We start from the raw sequence: 26,838 nt of genomic DNA, 5'->3' as shown, positions 1-26,838 counted from the left end.
AGGTAATGATATAGTATAAATATTACATTATGCAGATTTTATCGTTACGATTATATTACGAAAAAAGATTAAACTAAATATTAATAACTCAAAAAATCAGTTATCGTTAAGTAGTTTAATCTCAGCTCTTACTTTCTAAATGAAATTTCCTTTAGAACAGCAGTCTCATTACGTTCTTTTACCATATTGATAGACCATTCGTTTTGGAATAGTAAAACAGGATGTGAATCTTCGTCCTCAACTATCATGGTATCCATAGTGATAGAGAATTTTGAAGGATTAAAGCCTTCCATTTCAACCCATCTGATATATCTATATGGAGTTCTTTCCATTATTACGTCTACACCGTATTCATTTTTAAGCCTATATTCTAATACCTCGAACTGAAGTGAGCCTACAACTCCTACGATTAGCTCTTCTATACCTATATTAGGTCTTTTAAATACCTGAATGCTTCCTTCTTCAGCTAGCTGAGTAATTCCCTTTTGGAATTGCTTTCTCTTAAGAGAGTTTTTTGCAAATATCTTTGCAAAGTGCTCAGGTGCAAAAAGTGGGATTCCTTCGTATTTTGTCTTCGAATTATCAGCGCACAAGGTATCTCCGATTCTAAATATTCCTGGGTCATGAATACCTATTATATCTCCAGGGTAGGCTTCATCTACTATTACTCTATCTTGAGCCATAAACTGCTGAGGCTGAGCAAGTCTAACTTTTTTATTCACCTGAACGTGATTTACTGACATGCCTTTTTCAAACTTGCCTGAGCATATTCTCAAAAATGCAATTCTATCTCTATGTGTAGGGTCCATATTAGCTTGAATCTTAAATATAAAGCCTGTAAAATTATCTGTTTTTGGGTCAATAAGACCGTTGCTACTTTGTCTTGGAGTAGGAGGAGTAGTCATTTCTAAAAAGGATTCCAAAAATGGCTCAACACCAAAATTTGTAAGGGCACTACCAAAGAAAGTAGGCGTTAGTTCCCCAGATAGAATTTTTTCCATATCAAATTCATCCCCAGCCATATCTAGAAGCTCAATATCGCTTAGTAGCTGTGAATGAAGGGTTTCACCAAGTAGCTCGTTGAACTTTGGATCATTAATATCCCCGCTGATTACATTTCCTTGGCTTTGACCGTGGTTGCTATCTTTAAATAATTCAATTTGCTTTTTTTGTCTATTATAAACGCCTTTGAAATCTCTTCCAGCTCCAATAGGCCAGTTTACAGGATAAGAGCGAATGCCAAGTACACTTTCGACTTCCTCCATAAGTTCAAAAGGGTCTTTACCCATACGATCCATTTTGTTTATAAATGTAAATATTGGAATTCCGCGCATCTTACATACATGGAATAATTTTTTTGTCTGGTCCTCTACACCCTTTGCACAGTCGATAACCATAACAGCGCTATCAGCAGCCATAAGTGTTCTATAGGTATCCTCACTGAAGTCTTGGTGACCAGGTGTGTCTAGTATATTAATGCAATATCCGCTATAATCAAATTGAAGTACACTCGAAGTAACAGAAATACCTCTTTGCTTTTCTATTTCCATCCAGTCTGAAACTGCATGCTTTTGAGAACGTCTTGATTTTACAGAGCCAGCTAAGCGTATAGCCCCTCCGTAGAGCAAGAATTTTTCTGTAAGTGTGGTCTTACCAGCATCGGGATGTGAGATGATGGCAAAGGTTCTTCTTCTATTTACTTCATTTATAAAACTCGTTGTTTGTTCCGACATAAATACCTTCCTTATTCCATTTGATAAAATATATATCCATAACTATATAATTTTATCCTTAATAATAAGCGGTGTCAATGAATTAAAGCCAGATAAAGGGGTATAACACAAAAGCAAGCAAAAATTAGGAGGGAAAATAATGAAACTAAGTATAAAAGAGAGCATATTACAGCTCATGAGAGAAGAGGCATACAGCCCTCTTAGTAAAACTGAATTATGTCAAATATTTTGCGCTAGTAAAGCAGATAAAGATATTTTAAACAGCATACTGTATGAAATGGAAGAGGAAGGCCTAATATACAAAACAAAAAAAGAAAAGTATGGACTTCCGCAGAAAATGAATTTATTTGTGGGCAAACTAAGTGTGCATCCAAAGGGATTTGCATTTTTAGATACAGGAGTAGAAGGAGAAAGAGACATCTTTATTCCAGCAAGCGCATTAAATGGTGCTATGCATCATGATAGAGTAATAGCAAGAGTAGTGAAAAGCGAAACTACTCAGAGTCGTACTGAGGGCGAGATAATTAAAATAATAGAAAGAGGTTATACAGAAATTGTAGGAAAATTCGAAGCTTCTAAAAATTTTGGATTTGTAATATCAGATAATAAAAGGCTTACGGCAGATGTTTTTATAGCAAAGAAAGATTCAATGGGAGCTAAAACTGGAGACATAGTAGTATGTAAGATAACTAAATATCCTCAAAAAGGAAGAAACCCAGAAGGCAAAGTAAAAGAAATTCTAGGAAAACAAGGAGAAAAAGGTGTAGACCTGCTTTCTATTATAAAGCAAAATGGTTTGCCAGAGGAGTTTCCTAAGAAGGTTCTAAAGCAAGCGCATGAAATACCAGAAGACATAGATCCAAGAGAAATTCACTCAAGACTAGATCTTAGAAATGAACTTATATATACAATAGATGGTTCTGATGCCAAGGATTTAGACGATGCAATTTCGATTGAAAAGTTAAATAACGGAAATTACAAGCTAGGTGTCCATATAGCAGATGTTACTCATTATGTGACTGAAGGAGCTCCACTAGATGATGAAGCTCTAAAAAGAGGAACCTCTGTTTATCTAGTAGATACAGTTATTCCTATGCTCCCACCAAAGCTTTCAAATGGAGTATGCTCGCTTCATCCAGATGTAGACAGACTTACCTTATCATGCATTATGGAAATAGATGAAAAAGGCAAGGTTGTAAGTCATGAAATCAAAAAAACAGTTATTAACTCAAAAGCTAGATTAGTTTATGAAGATGTATCTGATATTTTAGAAAATGACAATGAAGAGCTAAAACAAAAATACAGCTATATTTTAGATAAGCTAAAGCTTTCTGAAGAGTTAGCAAAGATATTAACTGCAAGAAGAAATCAAAGAGGGGCTATGGACTTTGATTTTCCAGAGAGCAAGATTCTTATGGACGAAGCTGGAAATGTTACAGATATAATTAAGTACGATAGAAGAATAGCAAATAGAATAATTGAGGAATTTATGCTTATAGCCAATGAAACAGTTGCAGAACAGTTTTTCTGGGCACAGATTCCGTTTGTTTACAGAGTTCATGAAAATCCAGATCCTGAAAAAATAAGAGATTTTGTTAAGTTCATAGGAGCATTTGGATATACTTTAAAAGGTGATATAGAGGAAATTCACCCAAAAGAACTTCAGAAATTGCTTGGAGATATAGAAAATACCAAGGAAGAGCTAGTAATATCAACTCTTATGCTTAGATCTCTTAAGCAAGCTAGATATTCACCGATTTGTACTGGTCACTTTGGGCTTGCAGCTAAGTATTACACTCATTTTACTTCGCCTATTAGAAGATATCCTGACCTTCAGATTCACAGGATAATAAAAGAAACTATTGATGAGTCACTAAATGAAAAAAGACTTAATAGATTAAAGGCTATAGTTGAGAAGGCGTCTGAGCAGTCTTCTATAAGAGAAAGAGAAGCAGATGAAGCCCAGAGACAAGTTGAAGACCTTAGAAAAGCTGAGTATATGAAGAACCATATAGGAGAAGAATATGAAGGAGTTATTTCTTCAATTACTTCATTTGGTATGTTTGTGGAGCTTTACAACACAGTAGAAGGGCTAATAAGACTTAACAATCTTTCAGATGACTATTATATCTTCGACCAAGAAAATTATTTGTTATTTGGAGAGCATACAAAAAAGACCTTCAAAATCGGAGACAAAATTAATATTAAGGTGGATAGTGTCAATATACCTCTTAGAGAAGTGAACTTTGTCCTAGCTTAATTTAATTTTTTCGTTAAAAAATTATGTAAAATATGATAATATGATTTATGTATATAAACTTAGAAAAGAATACAAAAATTGAATCGTTAAAAAATAATAAAAAATTATAGTCTGAAGGGGAGTGCTATAACCTTATGAATACCTTGTCAGTAAAGATTCATGAAGATGTACATTATATTGGAGTAAATGACAGAGAAACCCATTTGTTTGAAAATATGTGGCCGCTAGATAACGGAATAAGCTATAACTCATATCTTTTAACTGGAGAAAAAAATGTACTTTTAGATACAGTGAAGATTACTAAAGTAGATAGCTTCTTAGTAAAAATTCAAAACATCCTAAAAGATAAGCCACTTGATTACCTTGTAATTCATCATATGGAGCCAGACCACTCAGGCTCTATAAAATCTGTAATAGATATGTATCCAGATGTAAAGCTTGTAGGAAACAAAAAAACTCAGGATTTCTTAGAAGCGTTTTATGGCGTAACAGGAAATTTCATCGAAATTAAAGAAGGCGATACTTTAGATTTAGGAGATAAAAAGCTTACATTTTATATGACTCCTATGGTTCACTGGCCAGAGTCTATGGTGAGCTATGAGTCAAAACATAAAATATTATTTTCTCAAGATGCTTTTGGAGGTTTTGGTGCTTTAGATGGTCCTATATTTGATGATGAAATAAACTGGGATTTTTATGAATCAGAAACTAGAAGATATTATTCTAATATAGTTGGAAAGCATAGTAAGCAAGTTCAAGTAGCTATAAAAAAACTATCTGGACTTGATATATCTATGATATGCCCTGTTCATGGACCAGTATGGAGAAGCAAGCCTGAAAAGATAGTTTCTCTATATGATAAATGGAGTAAATTTGATACAGATGAAGGTGTTGTAATAGTATACGGTACTATGTACGGAAACACTTCTATCATGGCAGAGGCTATAGCAAGAGTACTTGCTGAAGAAGGTATCAAGGATGTGAAGATGTATGACGTATCCAAAACTCATAACTCACATATTATAAATGAAATCTGGAAGTACAAGGGCTTAATTCTTGGAAGCTGTACCTATAACAACGGACTTTTCCCAATAATGAGCAACCTTGTAAATGTAATCAAAATGAACAATATTCAAAACCACATTTTAGGAGTTTTCGGTTCGTATAGCTGGAGTGGGGGAGCAGTTAAAACATTAAAAGAGTTTGGTGAAACTTGCCAGTATGATTTTATAGAAAATGTAGTTGAAGTTAAATGCTCACCTGCAATTGATGACCTTGAAAAATGTGCAGAGATAGCTAAAGAAATGGCTAAGAGGCTAAAAGAAAGCAGATAAAGGTGATATAAATGGAAGGTTCGAAAACCGTAGCAACCAATCGAAAAGCAAGATTCAATTACGAAATCATAGAAACGTATGAAGTCGGAATCGAACTAAAGGGAACAGAAGTAAAATCAATAAGAGCTGGAAAAGTAAACTTAGGAGAGGGCTATGCAAGTGTTGATAATGGCGAGGTTTTTCTAAAGCAAGTGCATATCAGTCCATATGAACAGGGAAATATTTTTAATGTAGACCCTCTTAGAGTAAGAAAGCTTTTGCTTCATAAACAGGAGATTAGAAAGCTTATAGGAGAAACTACTCAAAAAGGCTACTCTCTCATACCTCTTTCCATGTATCTTAAGCGTGGAAAAGTGAAAGTACAGCTTGCTCTTGCAAAAGGTAAGAAGAATTATGATAAGAGAGAATCTCTTGCAAAAAAAGATGCTCAGCGCAGGATGGAAAGAGAAATAAAAGACAGATATTAATTATATTGTTGCAACCGCTTCTATTATCAAGGAGCGGTTGTAGTTATATTGAGAAGAAAAGTTAAAAATTATTACATATATAATTTTATAGGAGATGATTTATGAAAATTTATAAAAGTGTCCTTAGTATTTTTTGTATTTTGACTATTCTTTTTTCTTTCACTTCCTGCTCTAGTAAACCTACCGAGAAAGAAAATCCTTTAGATCCTCAAAAACCAGTTACTGTAGTATTATGGCATTACTATAATGGAAATATAAAAGAAAAGTTTGATGAGATAGTATCGGAATTTAATGAAACTGTAGGTATGGAAAAAGGAATTGTTGTTGATGCCCAAAGTCAAGGAGATGTAGACCAGTTAGCTACATCAGTACAAAATTCTGTTAATCAGGCAATAGGTTCTTCTCCTATGCCAGATCTTTTTGCGGCTTACCCAGATACAGCGCTTACGGTACACAAAATAAAAGGTCTTGTGAATTTAGAACAGTATTTCACTCAAGATGAGTTAAATGAATATAGAAAAGAATTTTTAGAAGAAGGCAATTTTTTGTTTGATGAAGGCTTGTATATAATGCCTATTGCAAAATCAACAGAAAACCTATTTATAAATAAAACCTCATGGGAGAAGTTTGCTACTGAAAATTCCATAGACGATAAAAAGCTTCAAACCTGGGAAGGCCTCACTGAAGTAGCGGCTGTATACTATGAAAATACTGGAAAGAGCTTTTTTGGAATTGATTCAAATGCTAACTATATGATACAAGCAGCTATGCAGCTTGAAAATGAAATATATAAATATAATGAAGACGGCTCTGCTGAGTTTAACCTATCAAAAGATTCAGCTTATAAAATATGGCAAAACTATTATGTACCATATATAAATAAGCATTTTGCAAAAACTGGCAGATTCAGCTCTGACGATGCAAAGACAGGCACTGTGATTGCTTATGTAGGCTCAACTGCGGGTGCATCATATTTCCCAACAGAAGTGACCTTTAGTCAAGACAATATAGTACGAATAGAACCTCTCACTATAGCTTACCCACATTTCGAAAGTGGAAATCCAGTAGCTATTCAGCAGGGAGCAGGAATATGTATGACAAAGAGCGACTATGCACATGAATATGCATCAGCAGAGTTTTTGAAATGGTTTACAGATACAAAGCAAAATGTTAAATTTGCAATAACGACTGGATATTTTCCAGTTAAAAACGAAGCTTTAAATGAAGAAATATTATTAGCTGCTCTCGAGGAAAACAATATTAATAGCGAATCTATAAAGTCGACTATAAAAACAACTAGCAAAATGCTTGAAACCTATGAGCTATATAGTAATAAGCCATTTGATAAAAGCTATGAGATTAGGAGATTTTTAGAAACCAGCTTGTTTGATAAGGTTACAACGGACTTAGAAGCTTTAGATTCAAGCAACTTAGAGATTGATGAAAGAGCTAAAGCTATAGAAGAGTTAACCAGTATGCCTAGCTTTGAAAAATGGTACGAGGATTTAGTAAATAATGCCAACAAAATTCTAAAAGGATAAGGACGTTATCATGAGACGGATATTGAGACAAAGAAATTCAATTGTATATAGATTGACTATTTTTGCGATTATTATAATTGTAATACAGTCTTTGTTTTTAATAGCTGTTTTAGTCAATGGAGGAGTTTTAAGACAAGCTAAATTAAATGCTTATGAATCCTTTAGCGATAAAGTTCAAGGCAGAAAAGCATATTTAGAGCTTGAGATGAAAAATAGATGGACAAATGTAGACCCTTTTTTGTCGCAAATATCAAAAAAGCTTTCTAAGACCTATGAAACAGATACACTGCTACTAGATGATTTGTCTTCAGAGTTAATAGAAATGCTGAGAACTACAAAGGCAACTGGAGCTTTTATATTGCTTACTGATGATATAAATGATAATAATGTTCCGGGACTTTATTTTAGAGATTATGACCCTTTGTCGGATAATCTTTCTTTTAAGGATTTATATGTAGTAGTTGGCCCCTCTGAAATAGCAAAAAAACTCAAGGTACCTTTAGATCAGATGTGGAGCTATGATTTACGATTAACAAGTGATAATCAGGATTTTATAAAAAGGCCTCTTAACCTTGCTAATTTATCAAACGACTCTAAACTTTTAGGCTACTGGAGTAAGCCATTTAAATTGTCGGATACTGATTTGCAAATAATGACTTACTCTATGCCTATATTTGACTCTAAGAACAACCTAAAAGGCATAGTAGGAATAGAGGTTACACTTAATCATATGATTAAAATGCTTCCAGCTACTGATTTGAAGCTTAAGGATTCACTTGGCTATATTTTAACTCATAAACCCACAAAGGATTCTAAGCCCATACCATCAGTAATAGTAAGTGCACTCCAAAAGAGATATTTAGTAGAAAATGAACCACTAAATCTGCTTATTGAAAATGAAGACTTTGGAATTTATAAGCTTTTAAACCACAGTGGTAGTTATGATATTTATGCCAGTGTAGAAGAACTTAAGCTGTATCAACCAAATACACCTTTTGAAGGAGAGTCGTGGTATCTAGTTGGATTTATGAGAGGAGAAGAACTATTCTCATACGTGTATAGAACTCAAAGTATACTATGGGGAGCTTTTATTATAGCTCTAATAGTAGGAATATTTGGAGGAGTGTATTTTAGTTATAGATTTTCAAAACCAATTGTGGATCTTTCTAAAAAAGTAAGGGAAAGTAATAAAAATGAAATTATGATAGTGGAGCCTACTGGTTTACTTGAGGTGGATGAGCTAGCACAGGCTATGCAGGAAGCCAATAATGAAAGACTGGAGTCTGTATCTAGACTAACTAGAGTAATTTCGCTATTTGATTTGCCAATCGCTGCTTTTGAAATAAAAAATAACAGTGATGACATTTTTGTAACAGAAAAGCTTTACACTATATTAGACCTTGATGATAAAAATAAAACCACTTTTATGAACAAACTAAACGAGCTTCTAAATAATCCTGAGGAAAATGAGGAAGGCGTTTATAAACTAAATCTAGAATATCCGAGATGGGTTAAGCTAAAGATGACTGATTCTTCAGATACTACAATTGGAGTCATTCAAGATATTACTGAAGAGATGAAGGAGAAACTTCAAATAAGAAGAGATAGAGATATTGACCCGCTTACTAGACTTCTAAATAGAAGAGCTTTTCAAAGCTATATGGAGCAGTTATTAAATAAAAATCCATTAAAAAGCTCTGCACTTGTTATGTTTGATTTAGATAATCTGAAAAATATGAATGATACCTATGGCCATAAATGGGGCGATTTCTATATAAAAGAAGCTGTTCAAAGACTTAATAACATAACTCAGAGAAACAAGATGCTGCTTGGAAGACGCTCTGGGGATGAGTTTGTTTTACTCCTTTATGGGTTTACGAGCAAGCAAGAAATAGAAGACTGTATGAATGAGTTCTTTTCATATATTAAAGGCAATACTATAAAGCTTCCAGATGGAAAGGATTATAGTATTGGTATATCTGCTGGACTTGCTTGGATTGATAGCTGGCCTACAGATTACGAGGATTTATTGAATAAAGCAGATGAAGCGCTTTATATATCTAAATTTAATAATAAGGGTAACTGGACTGAACTTTAAGCTTAGGAGTTTGTAGATCTTAGGTGAAAGGAGTTAACTATGGAAAAACTAAAAGCAGTAGACTCTAAGAAATATATAGCATTGTTTATAATTCTTTCGATGTGTTACTCCATGATAACTTTTATTGTGCTACAAGATAGAATAAAGAGCCAATACAACCTACTTCACCAAGAAACTACTAAAATAGCTAAAGGGTATTCAAATAATTTGTCAAATGCTGCAAATGCAAAGGAAATAATATCTGAGCTGCTTGAAGAAAAACTTTATATAGCTAGCGAAAGTATAGCTACTAAGCTAAATACCTTAGAAAGCAGTCAACTTGATGCTTTGGCTGATGAATATAGAGTTGACGATATCCATATTTACAATCCTCAAGGAGTAATTGTAAAGACAAATGTCAAAGAGTACATTGGGTGGAAAGCTTTTGAGGGGCATCCAGTTTATAATTTTATGACAGGTAACAGCAATAGTCTAATAGAAGAGATTAGACCTGACACGGAGTCTGGAGTGTATTTCAAATATGGATATTATAAGCTAGACAATGGCTCTTTTGTTCAAATAGGTATAAGGGCTGAAAAAATTCATGAGTTTTTAAACGATTTTGAGATTCAAAATCTTATAAGAACACTTAAGGAGATTAATTCTCTTGAGAAAGTATTATTTATAGATAATGAGTTACGTATTGTAAATAGCACTGATTATAATCTGACTGGAGTAAAGATAACTAATCCTAGAATCAGGGAAATCATTGAAAAGAACGAAGAATCGGGATTTATTGCTCAAAATAAAAACGATGAGTATTATCAATTTTATCAGCCTATTAATTTTGATGGAGTTAAGATTGGAACCTTGGCAATATATTATGATACTGAGTCTATAAGACAAAGCTCTAGGCTTATTATTATGAATGGCTTAGTAATTTATTTGATAGTACTATGTATATTAGGATACATTGTCAGTAGCTTTTATAGTAAAAGCAAAAGGTATTTTGACATAGGGTTTTATGACAAGCTTAGCAATCTCCCAAACAAGCATTACTTTGAAGAATATATAAAGCCGTTGCTAGCTAAAAGCGATGTTCAAAATCAGGCACTTATTTTCATCAATATAAAAAACTTCAGCGCAGTAAATATTTCCTATGGATATGCTTTTGGAGATGAAGTAATTAAGAAAATAGCTTTAAATCTCAAAAATATAAATACTGTAAAAACTACATTATTTAGAATGGAATCTGATAGATTTTTATTGTTTGTAGAAAATTATACAGATGAAAATGAAATATTGAGCTTAATTGCCCAAATAAACAATGTTTTTAGCACATCCCTTGACTTAAGCAATAGCGATTATTCACTTACAGTAGAGTTAGGAATAGTTAAGCTGGATGAAGAGGATTTAGAGCTTGATAGAATTATGAAAAATGGAGCTATTGCCTTAAAAAATGTAAAAAGGGATACCTTTGTAAACTATGTGTTTTTTAATAAAGACATGGAAGAGGCTTTAATTAGACAAAATAAAATAGAGCGTGAATTAAGAAAGGCATTAGCAGATCCCTTGCAGGAAATTATATATGTAGAATTTCAACCTCAAGTAGATATCATTTCAGGTAAAATACTTGGTTTCGAAGCTTTAGCTAGGATGAAGTCAGGAGATTTAGGCCATGTTTCGCCTATGGAATTTATTCCTATTGCCGAAGAAAAACTTCTTATAGTTGAATTAGGTAATTTTGTTTTGAAGAAATCTTGCGAGTTTATTAAAACTTTAAATCAGCACAATATATTTAATCAGTGGGTAGCAATTAATATATCAGCAGCTCAAATCCTTAGAAGTGATTTTGTAAAAACTATTCTAGGCATAATAGAGGAATGCGATTGTGACAAAAGCCAAATAGAATTAGAAATTACAGAGTCGTTGCTTATTGATAATTTTGAGCTTGTTAACAATCAACTGGATAGACTTCGTAGATTTGGAATAAAAATATCACTTGATGATTTCGGCACAGGATATTCCTCTTTTTCAATGCTTGAAGAGACGAATATAGATAAGCTCAAAATTGATAGAAGCTTTATAAATAGGATAACTGAGGATAATTCTGAAACTTCAATAGCAGAGGATATAATTTCTATGGCTCATAAGCTAGGACTCACTGTAATTGCAGAAGGAGTCGAAAGCCAAAATCAAAAGAATTATTTATCAGAGCATGAGTGTGATATAGCTCAAGGCTATTATTATAGCAAGCCGGTTTCGTTGGAAAAAGCAATAAATATGGCTACTAATAATTAATTGGTAGCTATTTTTATTGCTTTAATAGGCGAGGGTCTTATTCAATAAGGCTTTTCGAATCTTTGATTTTATCAATAATAACAAATACAACTATAGTTCCAATCACTGCTAAAACGCTACTGATAAGCAAGAGAGAAGAAGCACCGCTTAAATCAAGTACAAATCCTCCGATAAAGCTTGCAAATACAGTGCTTAAAGTCATCATGCTAGTGATGAGAGATTGACCTTTAACAGCCTCATTCTTATCCATAACTTCATCGACAAGATGAACACTTGAGGATAAAAATAAAGGAAAAGAGATGAGCTGAAATAAAAATGCTATATAGATGAAGCTAACTGAGCCAGCTAAATATGTTAGAAATATTTTAAATGAAAAGGCTACAGAGGATAGCTTGAGCATAAACTGACAGCTGAGCTTTTTTCTGATTTGAGTAAAGAAAAAAAGTCCAGGTAGCTCTAGCACAGCCATGAAAGAAAATAATTGGCCCATTTGATTACTGTTTCCACCTACATTTTCAAGAATTTGAATCAAGTAGCTATTAAGCACTGAATTTTGGAAAAAAATCAGCATTACTGCAAATGAAAAGATTACAAAGTTTTTATTACGGCGTATAAATTCTGCAAGGCTTATCTTTTGTTGAGATTTTTGCATTTTATTTAAATCTATGTTATCTATATCAGCTTCAATTACTGCTTTTTTGGATATAGATGCAGTAGTTAAAAGAGATACAATAAGCAAAAAAAGAATTATTATTCCAGCCGTAGGAATGGCATTTGTGCCATATTTATATACCATAGCACCTAATATGCTAGTCATTGCAGCGTAAGAGACAGAACCAAAGCTACGAGACATTCCAAAATTTATTGGATTTCTAGCAGTGCTATAATGAAAGGCAATGGACGTTACTATAGGCTGAAGAGATGACATAAAAGCAGCTAATGTTATAAATACTATAGTTAAGGTTAAGGATTTCATTTTAAATAGGTATAAGGAAGCTGTTCCAAATATAAGCCCAATGGCTACTATATTAGTAAGCAAAATGAGTGGCTTTTGCTCCATTTTATCCACCATATCAGCTAGAATAGGCTGGAGAATTACAGCTCCTATACTGGAAAGTGCAAGTATAACACCTATTTCTGAATTGGTATAATCTTTACTGAGTAGAAAAACAGATGCAAAGCTCATTATAGCGCCAAAATACATCCAATATGAGCCTTGGACAGCACTATATGAAATATTTAATGATTTTTTCATGAAATTTCCTCTTACTTTCTCAAATTATGTTCTATTATATAGATATGATTGTATCATCTTTTTTCGCTATATTGAATCAATTAATTGTCAGGAGGAGGGGATGGTTATAAAGCAGAAAAAGAAAATAATGTTGATTGCGGGGAGTAGATATACTCAGGATGCTTTATATAGCCAGCTGATAGAGTATATAGGAGCTGAAGCTGAAATTATAAGATACACGATAGATGAAGGTATAAAGCCAGAACTAAATAGCGATTTATTTGTATTTTCAAGCAGCGAGTCTTACAAAGAATTCAGTCAGATAGAGAAAGAATATAAACTAACTAGCTATATAATTGGAAAAAGAATGATATCCTATGAATATCTAGATAGAGTTATGATGCTCCCGAAAAATCAGAAAATAGTATTTGTAAATGACACGAAGGAAAGTGCTGAGCAAGGGATACAAGAGCTTGTAGATTTAGGTATAGACTATCTTGACTTAATTCCTTATCATCCAGGCATAATCAAAATGCCAGAGGATATTAAGATTGCCATCACTCCAGGAGAAATAGACAAAACACCGAAAGGAATAGATGAAGTTTATGATATAGGTGTTAGGATTTTAGATTTTGTAACTATAGTCAATATACTAAAAAAATTGGATATCCTCGATGATAGAATAAAGATTTTTGCTAATAAATATTCTAATAAAATCATAGATTTATCAAAAAAAATTATGATGCTTAGTGAAAAAAATGAAAAAACAGAAAAATTTTTAAGACAAAATATCGTTGGGAAAGGCTATTATGCTAAGTATTCTTTTGATGATATAAAAGGGAAAAGTGAAGAAATTGTTGAAGCAAAAATAAGAGCAGAGAAGCTAGCTAAAACGGATTTAACTATACTTATCGATGGAGAAAGTGGAACAGGAAAAGAGCTATTTGCCTCAGCGATTCACAATGCTTCAAAGAGAAATAAAGCTCCATTTATTGCAGTTAATTTTTCTGCTATTTCTGATGAGCTACTTGAATCTGAGCTTTTTGGATATGAAGAAGGGTCATTTACAGGAGCAAAGAAAGGTGGAAAGATAGGACTGTTTGAGCAAGCGGATAAAGGAACAATTTTTTTGGATGAAATTGGAGATATCTCTATAAAAATGCAATCTAAGCTTCTTAGAGTGCTTCAAGAAAAAGAGATAAGAAGAGTCGGAGCGGATAGAATTATTCCTGTAGATATAAGAATAATAGCAGCTACTAATAAGGATTTACGCCAGATGATACAGGAAAAACAATTCAGAGAAGACTTGTATTATAGACTTAAGATGGGGTATGTAGGACTTCCTGCACTTCGGCACAGAAAAGAAGATATTCCTATTATTATTGAAAGCACATTTGAATCTAAAGAAATGAAATCAAGGAGTATTGATGGCAGGGTATTGGATGTATTAATAAATTACGATTGGCCTGGGAATATAAGAGAGCTTATAAATACTCTGATGTACATGTCAGCAGTATGCGATGAAAAAATATTAGATATATCTAGTTTGCCAGATGATAGATTTTTTGGCATTAGTAGTGAAAGTATAAAGGATAAGATAAATATTGAATTAAGTATCAACGAAAAATCTGCACTTATTGCCATCCATAACTTGATTTCTAAAGGAGAGCTTGCGAGCAGGGAAAAAATAATTATTAAAATGTCAGATAGTGGACATAAAATTTCAGATTACCAAATTAGAAAAATTATAAAAAATCTTGAGAGTAAGCAGCTATTAGGAAAAGCTAAAGGCAGCTATGGGCTATATATTACTCAAACAGGAAAGAAAGCTATAACCGATAGTCTATAAATTCAAATAAACATCCAAAAAACTAAAATAAATCCAAAAAAATATCAGAAAAACATCCAAAAAAACTAAAAAATTATAAAATTAAATTACAAAACCAAATACTACTGATTTTTAAATATGCAGAATTTATTAAAGTATTAAGTAATAATATATGCAGATGAGTTAAATCAGTAGTTTTTTTATGTGTAATTATATATTAACGTTAATGAATTTTGATAATTCTGATAAATTGGCATATATTTTGCTCTTTGCTTAAGCGAACTTATAAAAAGGAGGGAAATATAATGTCAATTAAAAAGAATGAGCTCAAAGAATCAAAATCCAAGAGTATGTTAGAAAGAAGCTATAAGGTACCTGATACCTATGTAATTATTTTCTTTGTAGTGCTTTTAGCTGCTGTTCTTACATATGTTGTGCCACAGGGATATTTTGAAACAAAGGATGTTACCTATATGGTGGATGGTGAAGAAAAAACGAGAACTGTTGTAGATTCAGAGACATTTCAGTACGTTTTGGATGATTCAGGTCAAAAGGTTACTAATGGTGTTAAATTCTTCGAACCATATGGAGAAGTGGGTTTTTCGAATTACATGTTTGAAGGTTTAGTGAAAGGTGATAAGTGGGGCTCTACAGTAGGGATAGTTGCTTTTATCCTTGTTATAGGAGGGGCATTTGGAATAATATTAAAAACTGGCGCAGTTGAAGCTGGTATTTTATCCATGATAAAAAGAACTAAGGGAAAAGAAGCATTACTTATTCCAATTATTTTCTTTTTATTTTCTCTAGGAGGAGCTGTATTTGGTATGGGTGAAGAAGCTATACCATTTGCTATGATATTAGTACCACTACTTATTGCCATGGGATATGATGCTATTGTAGGTATCATGATAACCTATGTAGCAACTCAAATTGGATTTGCAACCTCATGGATGAATCCATTTTCTGTAGCTATAGCTCAGGGTGTTGCAGGGATTCCAGTACTTTCTGGAGCAGGATTTAGAATAGTAATGTGGGTAGTATTTACTTTAGTTGGAATTGGGTTCACATGGAAATATGCAAGCAATATAAAGAAGAATCCAACTGCTTCAGTGGCTTATGAATCTGATGCATTTTATAGAAATGATTTTAAAGAAAAAGATATTGATGTTAAGTTTAATCTAGGTCATATTCTTGTGCTGCTTACTATATTAGCTGGAACGATATGGGTAGTTTGGGGAGTAATGGAAAACGGTTACTACATACCAGAAATTGCTACACAATTCTTTGTAATGGGGCTTGTTGCTGGAATTATTGGAGTAGTTTTCAAATTAAATGAGATGGGTATAAACGATATAGCAGCTTCATTTAGAGATGGAGCTAAGGATTTAGTGGGTGCGGCTCTAGTTGTAGGTATGGCTCAAGGTATAATTTTAGTACTTGGAGGGACTAGCTCAACTGATGGGACTGTTTTAAATACAATTTTATACAATACAAGTCAAATGCTAGTTGGATTACCAACAGTTGCGGCGGCTTGGGTAATGTATGTTTTCCAATCAGTATTTAATTTCTTTGTAGTTTCAGGATCAGGCCAAGCTGCTCTTACCATGCCTCTTATGGCTCCACTTGGAGATTTAGTTGGAGTTTCTAGACAGGTTTCTGTTCTTGCTTTTCAACTAGGAGATGGACTTACTAACTTAATTGTTCCAACATCAGGATGTCTTATGGGAGTACTTGGAGTTGCAAAACTAGACTGGGGAAAATGGGCAAAATGGCAAATTAAATTCCAAGGCATATTGTTTGCTTTAGCTACGGTGTTTGTAATAATTGCAGTAGCTATTGGTTATTAGTAAGCCGGTATTGCCCCTTTGTTAAAATACTTTAAATAATATTTGAAGAAGGCGGTAAAATTATGTTAAAACTCATAAAAAATATTCATGTATATTCACCTGAGGACATGGGAGTAAAAGATGTTTTAATTGCTGCAAATAAAATATGCAGAATTTCTGATGAAATAAAAATCGAATCAAATATTGAAATTGAGATTATAGACGGCAGTGATAAGCTTTTATTTCCAGGATTCATAGACTCTCACGTTCATATACTAGGCGGAGGAGGAGAGGGAGGATTTAAAACCAGAACTCCAGAAATAATGCTAAGCGATATCACAACAGGAGGAGTAACAACTGTGATTGGTACACTTGGTACTGATGGGACAACTAGAAGTATGGCTAGCTTACTTGCAAAAGCCAATGCACTAGAAGAAGAAGGGATTACTACCTTTGTAAACACAGGTTCATATAAAATTCCAGTGAAAACTCTGACTGAATCGATAACGGATGATTTGATTTTAATTGATAAAATTATAGGAGTGGGAGAACTTGCAATCTCTGACCACAGATCTTCTCAGCCTACTTTTGATGAGCTTGCAAAGATTGCTGCTCAGGCTAGAGTAGGGGGAATGCTAAGCGGAAAAGCTGGAACAATAAATGTTCATATGGGAGATTCCAAGCGAATGCTAGATTTGATTGAAGAGATAGTTGAAAAAACTGAAATCCCTAAAAAGCATTTTATACCTACCCATATGAACAGAAATCCTTATCTTTTTGAGAAGTCTATTGAATATGCATCAAAAGGTGGATATGTGGATTATACTACAAGCACTGTACCGCTTTTTATTGAAGAAGGTGAAGTACCAGCATATCATACTCTTAAGCTATTAATTGATAAAGGAGTAGACACTAGTGTGGTTACTTTTACTTCAGATGGACAAGGATCGCTTCCTGGATTTGATGAAGATGGTAATATGAGTAGAATAGATGTGGGCAAAGTTACTTCTTTATATGAATCTGTTAGAGATTCTATAATCAAAGACAAGGTGGATATAGCTAAAGCAATTGCTGTAATTACCGAAAATCCAGCAAAAATTTATGGATTATCAGCTAAAGGGAAAATAGCTGAAGGAAAAGATGCAGACTTAGTAATAGCAGATAAGTCGTCACTTGAAATAGAAACAGTTATTGCAAAAGGTCAAATTATGATAAAGGATAAAGCTATTTTGGTAAAAGGAACGTTTGAATAATAAAACTTTAGGGGGATAAGCTATGAAAAAAATTTTTTCATTGGCAGTTACAGCTTTAATGATTTTGGGAATTGGAAGTATATCTTTTGCCCAGACAGTACCTGAAAACATTAATAGAAAGGATTTAAAAGGGAGCTTGTTTATAGTAGGCGGTGGATATGACAATACCACAGAGGATGCACAGAAAAAGTATATAGATTTAGCAGGAGGAGCAAAAACTGCAAAGATTGGGGTTATTGGAGCAGCTTCTTCCAAACCATATAGAAATTCAATGAAAGTTATTGACAATCTTGTTAATTATGGAATTCCAAGAGAAAATATAAAATTGCTTCCTTTAGCAGTTAAGGATGATTCAAAAACTGAAAATGTTGACGAGTCAAAATGGACGGATAATGCAAATGATATTAAGTTAGCTGCTGAAATAAAGCAACTAAGTGGGATATGGTTTGTAGGTGGAGATCAAACTCTTATAACAAAAGTTCTCCTAAATGAGAATAAAACACCGACAAAAGCCTTAGAAGCAATATGGGAAGTGTATAGCAAAGGTGGAGTTATCGGAGGAACCAGTGCAGGGGCAGCCATTATGAGCGATATCATGATAGCTGGAGGAACGAGCTCAGGTGCGCTTTTAGAAGGCTCTACTGACGTTTATGAATCAATGGGAGATCAAGAGAGGGGACCTCTTTATTTAGAAAAAGGTTTAAATTTTTTTGATAAAGGAATTGTAGACCAACACTTTGATAGGAAAGCAAGATTGGGAAGACTCCTTTATCTTACAAACATAAATAAAGATAAATATCCATATGGGTTTGGTGTAGATGAAAATACAGCTATGGTATATTATCCATCGAACAATACACTTGAAGTATATGGAAAAGGTGGAGTTACTATTGTAGATGCTACTAAATCGACTCTAAAATCAGGAAAATATGAGAATTTTAGAATTAGTTATATAGAAAAGGGCGATATGGTAGATTTGAACACTATGAAAATAAATATTTCTGATAAGAAAGATTCTACTAAAGGATATGAATATATGTATATAGAAAACCCTATGGTAACAGGTCCTCTTGATGGTTATGGGACAATAAAAGATATGCTAGCTTATTTGTTAACAGATAATGAGGCTTCGTCATCAGTAAAGTCATATGTATACAATGAAGCTGGGGAAGGTTTTGAACTCATTTTTTCTAGAGATGAATTAACTGAAGGTTATTATTCAACACCAGAAGGTGGACAAGATCATTATTCAACTGTAAATGTAAGATTAGATTTATCTCCAATAAAAATATCAATTTTGCCTAGAAATTAAATTTATTTTTAAAAAGAGGCCATGCTTGGCTTCTTTTTAATTTGCATTTAAAGGTGTAATTGCATTTGAGTAGGGGTATTAATCTAAAATAATTAGGAGGTGCTTCATGGAACAGAGAAAATTTGTAGTGCCTGAGGTTGTAGTGGGGAAAAACGTTATGGAGCTGATTGGGCGATACTTAGGACATTTTGGTTCAAGAAAGACTATGATTGTAGCTGATAAAAATATACTTAAGCTCAATTGGTTTCAAAATATTATAAATAATCTTATGAAAAAAGATATCGAATATATAATTTTTGATGAGGTTTCAGAAAATCCTAGAGACTATGAAGCTATGCTAGGTGCTGAGCTTTTTTTGGCTGAGGACTGTGACAGTATTGTAGCAGTAGGAGGAGGAAGTCCTATGGACTGTGCAAAATGCATAAGTATTGTCTGCACAAATGGAGGCCATATTTTGGACTATGTAGGAGTAGACCAGATTAGGCTCCCAGGACCTCCGCTCATATGCATACCATCAACAGCTGGAACGGCAGCCGATGTTTCACAGTTTGCAATAATTTTAGATTCTAAAATCCATATAAAGAAAGCGATAATAAGCAAGAAAGTAGTTCCAGATTTAGCTCTTATAGACACTATACCTTTGCTTACTATGGACACCTATCTTACAGCTTGTACTGGAATGGACGCTCTTACTCATGCTATTGAAGCTTATGTATCAAATGCTGCGTCGCCTCTTACGGATGTGCATGCACTCAAAGCTATAGAATTAATAAGTAAAGCCTTACCTAATGCAGTGTCTAGCAATAAAGAAGAAGTTATGGAAGATATGCTCATGGGCTCGCTTCATGCAGGCTTTGCTTTTTCAAATGCTAGTCTTGGAGCAGTTCATGCTCTTGCCCATAGCTTGGGTGGAGTGCTTGACCTTCCACATGGACAGTGTAATAGTATACTTCTTGAGCATGTAATTGACTTGAATTTTGAATATGCACAAGATAGATATAAGGATATTGCCGTAGCAGTAGGATGTGAAGTAGAAGGTCTTTCCAGTGAAGAGATAAAAGCTTGTTTAATTGATGTGATTTCTGAGTTAAGAGAAAAGCTTAGTATTCCAGAAAAGCTTTCTGAAAAGATAAATCCAGAATTAGCAGAAGAACTCTATGTAAATGCAATTAATGATCCTTGTATGGTAACAAATCCTAAAAATCTTTCTTATAAAGAGGTGAAAGGCATATATGAAAAGATATTCAAAGAATAATGATATGCCAACAAGAGAAGCAATTATTGGTCTTGGAGAAAGTTCTGTAAGGAAAAACTATTATCCAGAGCTTCAAGAGAAAATATATACACTCGAAAAAATGAGCAGTAGAAACAATACCTTAATTATGGCTATACCTGATTTACTTCTCGTAAGCGATACTAATGGATATATTTCTCCGTTTGCAACATCCTCGAGGGAAGAAGCCACTTTAGTTTTGTCGGTGATTAGAGAAGAGTATATTCACTCAAAATTAAAGACAGAGATCGAAGAGGTATTAAACACACAAGAACCAAGAAGTTTTGACTTTGAATTAAATTTAAGCGGAGAGAATAAGTTTTTTGAGGCTAGACTTCATTTGACTGAACTAAATGAGGTATTGATAATAATCAGAGATATGTCAGAGAGAATTTCGCTTGAAAACAAGCTGAGGTATATGGCGGAAAGAGATTATCAGACTGGTCTTAGAAATAGAATGAAGTTTGAATTATCCATTAGACAGTATGAAAAAAGAAAAGATATTTCTATAGGGCTTATACTCTTTGATATCGATGGATTAAAAGGAATAAATGATACTCTTGGACATTATGAAGGGGATAAGGTTATAAAAGTCGTATCTGAAAATATTGAAAAAATATTTGCTCAAGCTGATTTTATTGGGAGAGTTGGAGGAAATGAATTTGGCATTGCATATATAAATCCAATGCCGAGGATTATGGATGAAAAATGCTATGAGCTTCAAAAAGCCTTAGAATTATATAATAAGGACAAGTCATATAGCTTTACTGTTTCCTTTGGAATATCGTATTCAGACGGTAATTCAATAAATTTAGATGAGCTCTACCAGATAGCTGACCATAATCTTTATAAAAATAAAATGCTAAAGGAAACCAGTAGTAAAAGTGCTTTAGTTAGAACACTTATGAATGCTCTTGAGGCTAAAGATTATTTAACCGAAGGGCATGCGGAAAGAATGACTGAAAATGCCATTAAGCTTGGAGAATATTTAAAATTAGAAACCCATACAATTGATCAAATTACTCTACTTACGAAATTTCATGATATAGGGAAAGTGGGTATACCTGATGACATATTAAAAAAACCAGGGGCATTGGATGAAAAAGAGTGGAAAATAATGAAAACCCACACCACTATAGGACAAAGAATATCATCTGTATCAGCTGAGCTAAAGCCTATATCAGATCTTATTTTACTTCACCATGAAAAATGGGACGGCTCAGGATATCCTATGGGACTATCTGGTGATGCTATTCCGATTGAATGCAGGATACTGGCTTTAGTAGATGCTTTTGATGCTATGACAAATGATAGACCATATAGAAAAGCTTTGAGTTTTAAGGAGGCAATTAGTGAAATAATAAAATGTAAAGGGAGCCATTTTGATCCAGAGCTAGTCGATATTTTTTTAGAAATCTTATCAAATAAATAAAAAGTAAATATTCAACTTTTGTAAGGGGTACTGTGTGTAGTATAATCAGATTAAAGTCAGTTGTAAGGGGGGCAGGGTATCATGTCAAAATATAAAAGAATAGTGGTGTCTATAATAGTATTTATACTCATGTTCTCACTGTTTGCTTTTACGGCATATATTGAGTATAAGCGTACTATAGAATCTGATATCCAAACCTTAAAAGACAAACTAAACGTTACTAGAACAAATCTTGAGTCAAACATTTCATCAAAAATAGTAGCTGTAAATGGCTTAAAGACTTATGTGGAGCTAGATAAAACCTTCAATCAAGAAGAATATGAAAACTTTGCAAAGGCTGTGTATGAATCCTCAAATGACATAGTGAGAAATATTACATTTATTACTGATACAACTATCACGCATGTTTATCCATATGAGCAAAGTGCTAATATTATAGGATTGGACTTAGCAGATCAACCTGAACAGAAAGATTTAATTCTTTATGCAAAAGAAAACAATAAAACTATAATAACCTCTCCTGTGGATTTAGTAGAAGGTGGAGTAGGGATTATCGTAAGAGTGCCAGTACTTAGTCATGGAGAGTATTATGGTCAGGTTGCACTAGTATTTGATTATAATAAAACCATAGAGTATAGTGGACTTAGAACTCTTCAGGATGACTATTTCATAAAATTAAAAACTACGGATAATATTAAATCTAAGGAATCTATAATTTGGTCAAATGCTCATGGTAAGGATTATGTATTTGATTATAATATGGTCAGCGCGAATATTAACATGTACAATGCGAATCTAGTTTTGGAGGCAGTGCCAAAGCATGGCTTCAATCGAAAATCTACATTATTTAATTTCATTATGCTAATAGGAGCTATGCTATCCTTACTTGCGGCGATAACAGTATATAGGCTCATGAAGGTTACCGATAAGCTTAAAGTAAATAAAGAAGAGCTACAAAAATCCTACAAGGATGCCTTAGATGCCAATATGAATCTCGAACTTACAGTGAGCCAGCTAAAGGATAGCGAGGAACGCCTCAAAGCTCAGTATGATGAGATAAAAAATCAAGAGGAATATATTAGATTCTTAGCAGAAAGAGATTTTCTTACTGATTTATATAATAGAAGAAAGCTATCTATGAATTTGGAAGAAGGTATTAAATCAGGGAAAAATGGAACTATTATCCTTATAGATATTGATGATTTCAAAAATATAAATGACACCTTAGGCCATTACTATGGTGATAAGGTATTAAAATATGTGAGTAGATTAGTGTCAAGTATTACATTTTTTGAAGAATATACACCATATAGGATAGGTGGAGATGAATTTGTACTCCATATTCCTGGAGATATTTCAAAAGATAGGATGAAGACTTTTATATCGTATCTATTTGAAACCTTTGGAAAAACTCATTATATCGACAATATAAAAAATACTATAACAGCGAGCTTAGGAGTTGTAAGATATCCTGAGGATGCTAATAGCGTAGATGAAATTATAATGAAAGCAGATTTAGCTATGTACAATGCCAAAAAGCAGGGCAAAAACAGATACTGCTATTTTGAACAAAGCATGATTGAAAGCTTTGATTGGAAAATAAGCATTGAAAAAGAACTAAGAGAAGCAGTTGAAAACAATTTATTTTATCTCATGTATCAGCCTATAGTTGATGCTATGACAGGTAGATTTAAATATTTTGAAGCATTGATAAGAATTAAGGATTCAAATATTCCACCAAACATATTCATTCCTGTAGCTGAAGAAACTGGTCTTATTTTGAAAATTGGTCGCTGGGTTATGGAAGAAGCTATGGCTCAAATTAAAATTTGGGAGAATATGGGTTTAGAAAATAGAAAAATTTCAGTAAATGTTTCGCCTATGCAGATTCAAGATTACGAACTGATTAGTTTCTTAAGAGATGAATTAATTAAAAATAATGTCGATCCAGCTGATTTTGAGATAGAAATTACTGAAAGTGTACTTTTAGAAAATAGAGAGCACAATATTAAAGTACTTGAAAATATTAAGGAACTTGGAATAAAAATAGCACTTGATGATTTTGGAACAGGCTATTCATCACTGAGCTATCTTACCTATATTCCTGTAGATAAAATTAAACTCGATAAAAGCTTGAAAGACAGATTTTTAAGCTTAGATAACTCTCAGGTAATAAAAGGACTTATCTCCTTATGTCATGGACTAGACTTAAAAGTAGTAGTTGAGGGAGTCGAAACTTTAGATGAAAGCGAAAATCTCAAGATTCAAAATGTGGATTATCTGCAAGGATATTATTTTAGCAAGCCAATGAAAAAAGAAGATGCAACTTTATATATAGAAAATGACATTAAAAAAGATTGAGCTTTTTAGGCTCAATCTTTTTTTGGAAACCAAGGGAAAAACACAGGTGTTTTTTCTGCATATTCTTTATAGCCAGGGCGATTTGCAAAGCTTTTTTCTAGCATTGGAACGCCTGAGACAAATAGTAGAAGGTAGGTTATAGTAATAGGGCTTAGGAAAACTAAAATGCTAGAACCTGAGAAAAATGAAATTATTCCAAGTCCCCACCACATAGTCGCTTCTCCGAAATAATTAGGATGGCGAGTATAGCTCCAAAGTCCCTGATCCATAATTTTACCTTTATTTTCTGGATTGGCTTTAAAAATTTTAAGCTGATAATCGCCTACGCTTTCAAAGTAAAACCCTATAATCCAAATTATAATTCCTACGCCCCCTATTAGAGTGAGCTTTGAAAATGGCTCATTATTTAATAGAATAATAGGAAGTGCAACTATAAACATGAACACTCCTTGAAGCATATATACCTGTAAGAAGGCTCTTGGGATTACTAGCTTACCCCACTCTTTACGCCAGTTTGCATATCTAAAATCCTCTTTCTTGCCGAGATTTCTTTTTATTATGTGATAAAAAAGTCTAAGCCCCCAAATTGTTATAAGGACAGTTACGATTATATTTGGGAGATAAAAATTAGCTGTTCTAATTGTAGTGAACCATGCCACTATTACAAATCCAAGTCCCCAACCTATATCAACTATAGAATTATTTTTAATTAAGGTTCCAACGATGAAAAAGCAAAGAAAATAAATAAATATTACCAGCATTGTCTCTAGAATTATAGAGCTCATAACTACACCTGCTTTCATAGTCACATAAGACAAATTAGCGAATAAAACCAATTGCTACTGCTTTTTCACCTGCATGAAGAGCAGTTACTGATGAAATCTCGCAAATATATTCTGGTTCATAGCCTAAAATATTAGTAACTTCTTTTGCAAAGCTGTTAGCAGTATCCAAATCATCTGAGTGTACTATGCAGTAAGACGAGATTTTGCTTTGCTGATTTTTTTGATTAACTAGCTTTAGTATTTTGTTTATTAAAGTGGTTTTTGAAAATGCAACGGAAAAAGCACTGCCGTTTCCTTCTCTATCGATTGAAATTATAGGTCTAAGCCTAAAAAATATACCGATTTTACCTACTATTTTAGGAAGCCTTCCACTATTTAGTGCATTTCTAAAGGTATTAAGGGCTACATATATTTCGCTTTTCGGTATTTTATCATTTAAATAATCAATGATTTCCTCCATAGTAGAGCCTGCATGAGCCATTTTAGCGGCATGAAGAACGAGTAGCCCTTGAGCAGCAGAGTTGACTTTACTGTCTATTACTTTTATAGGATACCCAGAGTCACTTAGCTCTTTTGAAGCTTTTATCATAGCACTATGAGTGCCACTTAATTTGCTTGATACATTAATTATTATGATATTTTCATAGTTCTGACTTAAAAATTCTAGCTTTTCTTTAATCTGGATTTCGTTTGGCAGGGAGCTGTTTGGATATATAGGTGATGACTTCATATATTCATAAAAATCTTCGGAAGAAATGCTTACTTTATCTAGATAACTGTCTTCTCCAACGGTAATATTAAGTGGAATTTGGTGAATCATATACTTATCAATTAAGTTTTTAGGAATATCGCCAATAGAGTCTGTAACAATAGCTGTAGTGCCTTTCTTATCGTTAAGTTTTTCTTGGATAAAAATATCATCTACCTTTGGCCTAGATATATTACCTAATTTTGAGATAGCCTTAAAAAAATCACTAACTCTATCAGTATGGATATGCACATGTTTAAAGTCTTCATTGCCAGCGACAATCAAACTATCACCATAGGCTATGAGTGTTTCCTTAACAACATCAGTGCTTGGAAGATTGCCCTTTATTATGCATTCTGCACAGTATCTATAAGAAGATTCTTCGTGTATTATACTATCGTGAGATGCAGATAAATCACTTAAACTAAATCTTTTAATCTCAGGAAGGACTTCTCCGCGAAGATATCTCAATGCTCCTTCTAAAAATAAAACAAAGCCTTTTGCACCAGAGTCAACAACATCGTTTTTCTTTAGAATTTCAAGTTGTTCTTTGGTGTTATCAAGGGACTTAGAGGCATATCCAACAGACTCTTCAAATAAATCATCAAAGGAATCATAATTTTTATGATTATCTACTATATAGTTTGACCAATCCTTGATAACGGTTAACATAGTACCTTCAACTGGATTCGATAGAGCATTGTATAAACCGTAAGCTGAATTTTTGCTGGCATTTGCAAAATCATGTAGCATTATTGAAGCTTTACCTTTGGTTTCGGATGCTAGCCCTGCAATGTATTGTGCAAAGATTACCCCAGAGTTTCCTCTAGCACCGGATAAAGATGCCTCAGCCATAGATTTCAATGTTTCATACACTGAATCCTTCACTTGAGCATAATCCAAGACGCTGTTTAAAGTAAATACTAAATTATTTCCTGTATCACCATCAGCTACTGGAAATACGTTAATTTTATTAAGCTTATCTCTATTGCTTATTACTTCGCTTGCTCCATAGCTAAACAGCTTAAAAAAATCATTTCCATCTAAGATAGTCTTTTTCATGTGTCCCTCCT

At 33.4% G+C, this 26,838-nt stretch carries 17 protein-coding genes; 13 read left to right on the top strand and 4 right to left on the bottom strand.

Going from position 1 to position 26,838, the window contains the following annotated elements; translation table 11 throughout:
• Positions 1-128: 128 nt before the first annotated feature.
• Entirely contained in the window at positions 129-1,733 is a 1,605-nt protein-coding gene (locus tag B5X47_RS07695) for a peptide chain release factor 3 (RefSeq protein ID WP_079589577.1), read from the bottom strand.
• Between the two features lie 139 nt (positions 1,734-1,872).
• Here B5X47_RS07695 and rnr point away from each other — a divergent pair, with 139 nt between their 5' ends.
• From rnr to B5X47_RS07665, 6 genes are all read left to right on the top strand, one after another.
• Positions 1,873-3,993 carry a ribonuclease R gene (gene rnr / locus B5X47_RS07690; RefSeq protein WP_079589576.1) on the top strand — a complete coding sequence of 707 codons (2,121 nt, stop codon included), beginning with the start codon at positions 1,873-1,875 and terminating at the stop codon, positions 3,991-3,993.
• A 134-nt stretch (positions 3,994-4,127) separates the two neighbouring features.
• Positions 4,128-5,327, top strand: a complete 1,200-nt coding sequence (locus B5X47_RS07685) for an FprA family A-type flavoprotein (RefSeq protein ID WP_079589575.1) — start codon at positions 4,128-4,130, stop codon at positions 5,325-5,327.
• A gap of 11 nt (positions 5,328-5,338) precedes the next feature.
• Complete coding sequence (gene smpB / locus B5X47_RS07680; protein WP_013360876.1) at positions 5,339-5,794, top strand: SsrA-binding protein SmpB; 456 nt, start codon at positions 5,339-5,341, stop codon at positions 5,792-5,794.
• 101 nt (positions 5,795-5,895) lie between these two features.
• The gene (locus B5X47_RS07675; RefSeq protein WP_079589574.1) at positions 5,896-7,335 is read left to right on the top strand and encodes an extracellular solute-binding protein; all 1,440 of its coding nucleotides are present in this window, start codon (positions 5,896-5,898) and stop codon (positions 7,333-7,335) included.
• Between the two features lie 10 nt (positions 7,336-7,345).
• A complete protein-coding gene (locus tag B5X47_RS07670; protein ID WP_079589573.1) occupies positions 7,346-9,433 on the top strand; it encodes a diguanylate cyclase domain-containing protein in 2,088 nt (695 codons plus the stop codon).
• A gap of 39 nt (positions 9,434-9,472) precedes the next feature.
• Positions 9,473-11,713 (top strand): putative bifunctional diguanylate cyclase/phosphodiesterase, encoded by a 2,241-nt coding sequence (locus B5X47_RS07665; RefSeq protein ID WP_079589572.1) that lies wholly within the window; start codon positions 9,473-9,475, stop codon positions 11,711-11,713.
• Between the two features lie 37 nt (positions 11,714-11,750).
• Here B5X47_RS07665 and B5X47_RS07660 read toward each other — a convergent pair whose 3' ends face one another.
• A complete protein-coding gene (locus B5X47_RS07660) occupies positions 11,751-12,968 on the bottom strand; it encodes an MFS transporter (protein ID WP_079589571.1) in 1,218 nt (405 codons plus the stop codon).
• 100 nt (positions 12,969-13,068) lie between these two features.
• On the opposite strand from B5X47_RS07660, the gene B5X47_RS07655 reads away from it, so the two are divergent.
• From B5X47_RS07655 to B5X47_RS07625, 7 genes are all read left to right on the top strand, one after another.
• The gene (locus B5X47_RS07655) at positions 13,069-14,796 is read left to right on the top strand and encodes a sigma-54 interaction domain-containing protein (RefSeq protein WP_079589570.1); all 1,728 of its coding nucleotides are present in this window, start codon (positions 13,069-13,071) and stop codon (positions 14,794-14,796) included.
• 284 nt (positions 14,797-15,080) lie between these two features.
• Complete coding sequence (gene yfcC / locus B5X47_RS07650; RefSeq protein ID WP_242951024.1) at positions 15,081-16,622, top strand: putative basic amino acid antiporter YfcC; 1,542 nt, start codon at positions 15,081-15,083, stop codon at positions 16,620-16,622.
• Between the two features lie 62 nt (positions 16,623-16,684).
• Positions 16,685-17,854: a beta-aspartyl-peptidase gene (gene iadA, locus B5X47_RS07645; RefSeq protein ID WP_079589569.1), complete on the top strand. Its 1,170-nt coding sequence runs from the start codon at positions 16,685-16,687 to the stop codon at positions 17,852-17,854.
• Between the two features lie 22 nt (positions 17,855-17,876).
• Positions 17,877-19,166, top strand: a complete 1,290-nt coding sequence (locus tag B5X47_RS07640; protein WP_079589568.1) for a cyanophycinase — start codon at positions 17,877-17,879, stop codon at positions 19,164-19,166.
• 106 nt (positions 19,167-19,272) lie between these two features.
• Entirely contained in the window at positions 19,273-20,421 is a 1,149-nt protein-coding gene (locus B5X47_RS07635) for an iron-containing alcohol dehydrogenase (RefSeq protein ID WP_079589567.1), read from the top strand.
• A complete protein-coding gene (locus B5X47_RS07630) occupies positions 20,399-21,871 on the top strand; it encodes a bifunctional diguanylate cyclase/phosphohydrolase (RefSeq protein ID WP_079589566.1) in 1,473 nt (490 codons plus the stop codon). Before B5X47_RS07635 ends, B5X47_RS07630 begins: the two co-directional genes overlap by 23 nt.
• 81 nt (positions 21,872-21,952) lie before the next feature.
• A complete protein-coding gene (locus B5X47_RS07625) occupies positions 21,953-24,232 on the top strand; it encodes a bifunctional diguanylate cyclase/phosphodiesterase (protein ID WP_079589565.1) in 2,280 nt (759 codons plus the stop codon).
• A gap of 11 nt (positions 24,233-24,243) precedes the next feature.
• On the opposite strand, the gene B5X47_RS07620 is transcribed toward B5X47_RS07625, so the two are convergent.
• On the bottom strand, positions 24,244-25,017 hold the full coding sequence (locus B5X47_RS07620; protein ID WP_242951023.1) for a DUF1295 domain-containing protein: 774 nt from the start codon (positions 25,015-25,017) through the stop codon (positions 24,244-24,246).
• 34 nt (positions 25,018-25,051) lie between these two features.
• Positions 25,052-26,827 (bottom strand): DAK2 domain-containing protein, encoded by a 1,776-nt coding sequence (locus B5X47_RS07615; protein ID WP_079589563.1) that lies wholly within the window; start codon positions 26,825-26,827, stop codon positions 25,052-25,054.
• Positions 26,828-26,838 lie beyond the last annotated feature (11 nt).

The sequence above is a fragment of the Acetoanaerobium noterae genome, from assembly GCF_900168025.1.
GTDB lineage: Bacteria > Bacillota > Clostridia > Peptostreptococcales > Filifactoraceae > Acetoanaerobium > Acetoanaerobium noterae.
This window is presented reverse-complemented; position numbering and strand designations above follow the sequence as displayed.

Excerpts from the sequence above, each read along its gene's own strand:
- B5X47_RS07695 (WP_079589577.1), bottom strand. The coding sequence starts at position 1,733 with ATGTCGGAACAAACAACGAGTTTTATAAATGAAGTAAATAGAAGAAGA.
- rnr (WP_079589576.1), top strand. The coding sequence starts at position 1,873 with ATGAAACTAAGTATAAAAGAGAGCATATTACAGCTCATGAGAGAAGAG.
- B5X47_RS07685 (WP_079589575.1), top strand. The coding sequence starts at position 4,128 with ATGAATACCTTGTCAGTAAAGATTCATGAAGATGTACATTATATTGGA.
- smpB (WP_013360876.1), top strand. The coding sequence starts at position 5,339 with ATGGAAGGTTCGAAAACCGTAGCAACCAATCGAAAAGCAAGATTCAAT.
- B5X47_RS07675 (WP_079589574.1), top strand. The coding sequence starts at position 5,896 with ATGAAAATTTATAAAAGTGTCCTTAGTATTTTTTGTATTTTGACTATT.
- B5X47_RS07670 (WP_079589573.1), top strand. The coding sequence starts at position 7,346 with ATGAGACGGATATTGAGACAAAGAAATTCAATTGTATATAGATTGACT.
- B5X47_RS07665 (WP_079589572.1), top strand. The coding sequence starts at position 9,473 with ATGGAAAAACTAAAAGCAGTAGACTCTAAGAAATATATAGCATTGTTT.
- B5X47_RS07660 (WP_079589571.1), bottom strand. The coding sequence starts at position 12,968 with ATGAAAAAATCATTAAATATTTCATATAGTGCTGTCCAAGGCTCATAT.
- B5X47_RS07655 (WP_079589570.1), top strand. The coding sequence starts at position 13,069 with ATGGTTATAAAGCAGAAAAAGAAAATAATGTTGATTGCGGGGAGTAGA.
- yfcC (WP_242951024.1), top strand. The coding sequence starts at position 15,081 with ATGTCAATTAAAAAGAATGAGCTCAAAGAATCAAAATCCAAGAGTATG.
- iadA (WP_079589569.1), top strand. The coding sequence starts at position 16,685 with ATGTTAAAACTCATAAAAAATATTCATGTATATTCACCTGAGGACATG.
- B5X47_RS07640 (WP_079589568.1), top strand. The coding sequence starts at position 17,877 with ATGAAAAAAATTTTTTCATTGGCAGTTACAGCTTTAATGATTTTGGGA.
- B5X47_RS07635 (WP_079589567.1), top strand. The coding sequence starts at position 19,273 with ATGGAACAGAGAAAATTTGTAGTGCCTGAGGTTGTAGTGGGGAAAAAC.
- B5X47_RS07630 (WP_079589566.1), top strand. The coding sequence starts at position 20,399 with ATGAAAAGATATTCAAAGAATAATGATATGCCAACAAGAGAAGCAATT.
- B5X47_RS07625 (WP_079589565.1), top strand. The coding sequence starts at position 21,953 with ATGTCAAAATATAAAAGAATAGTGGTGTCTATAATAGTATTTATACTC.
- B5X47_RS07620 (WP_242951023.1), bottom strand. The coding sequence starts at position 25,017 with ATGAGCTCTATAATTCTAGAGACAATGCTGGTAATATTTATTTATTTT.
- B5X47_RS07615 (WP_079589563.1), bottom strand. The coding sequence starts at position 26,827 with ATGAAAAAGACTATCTTAGATGGAAATGATTTTTTTAAGCTGTTTAGC.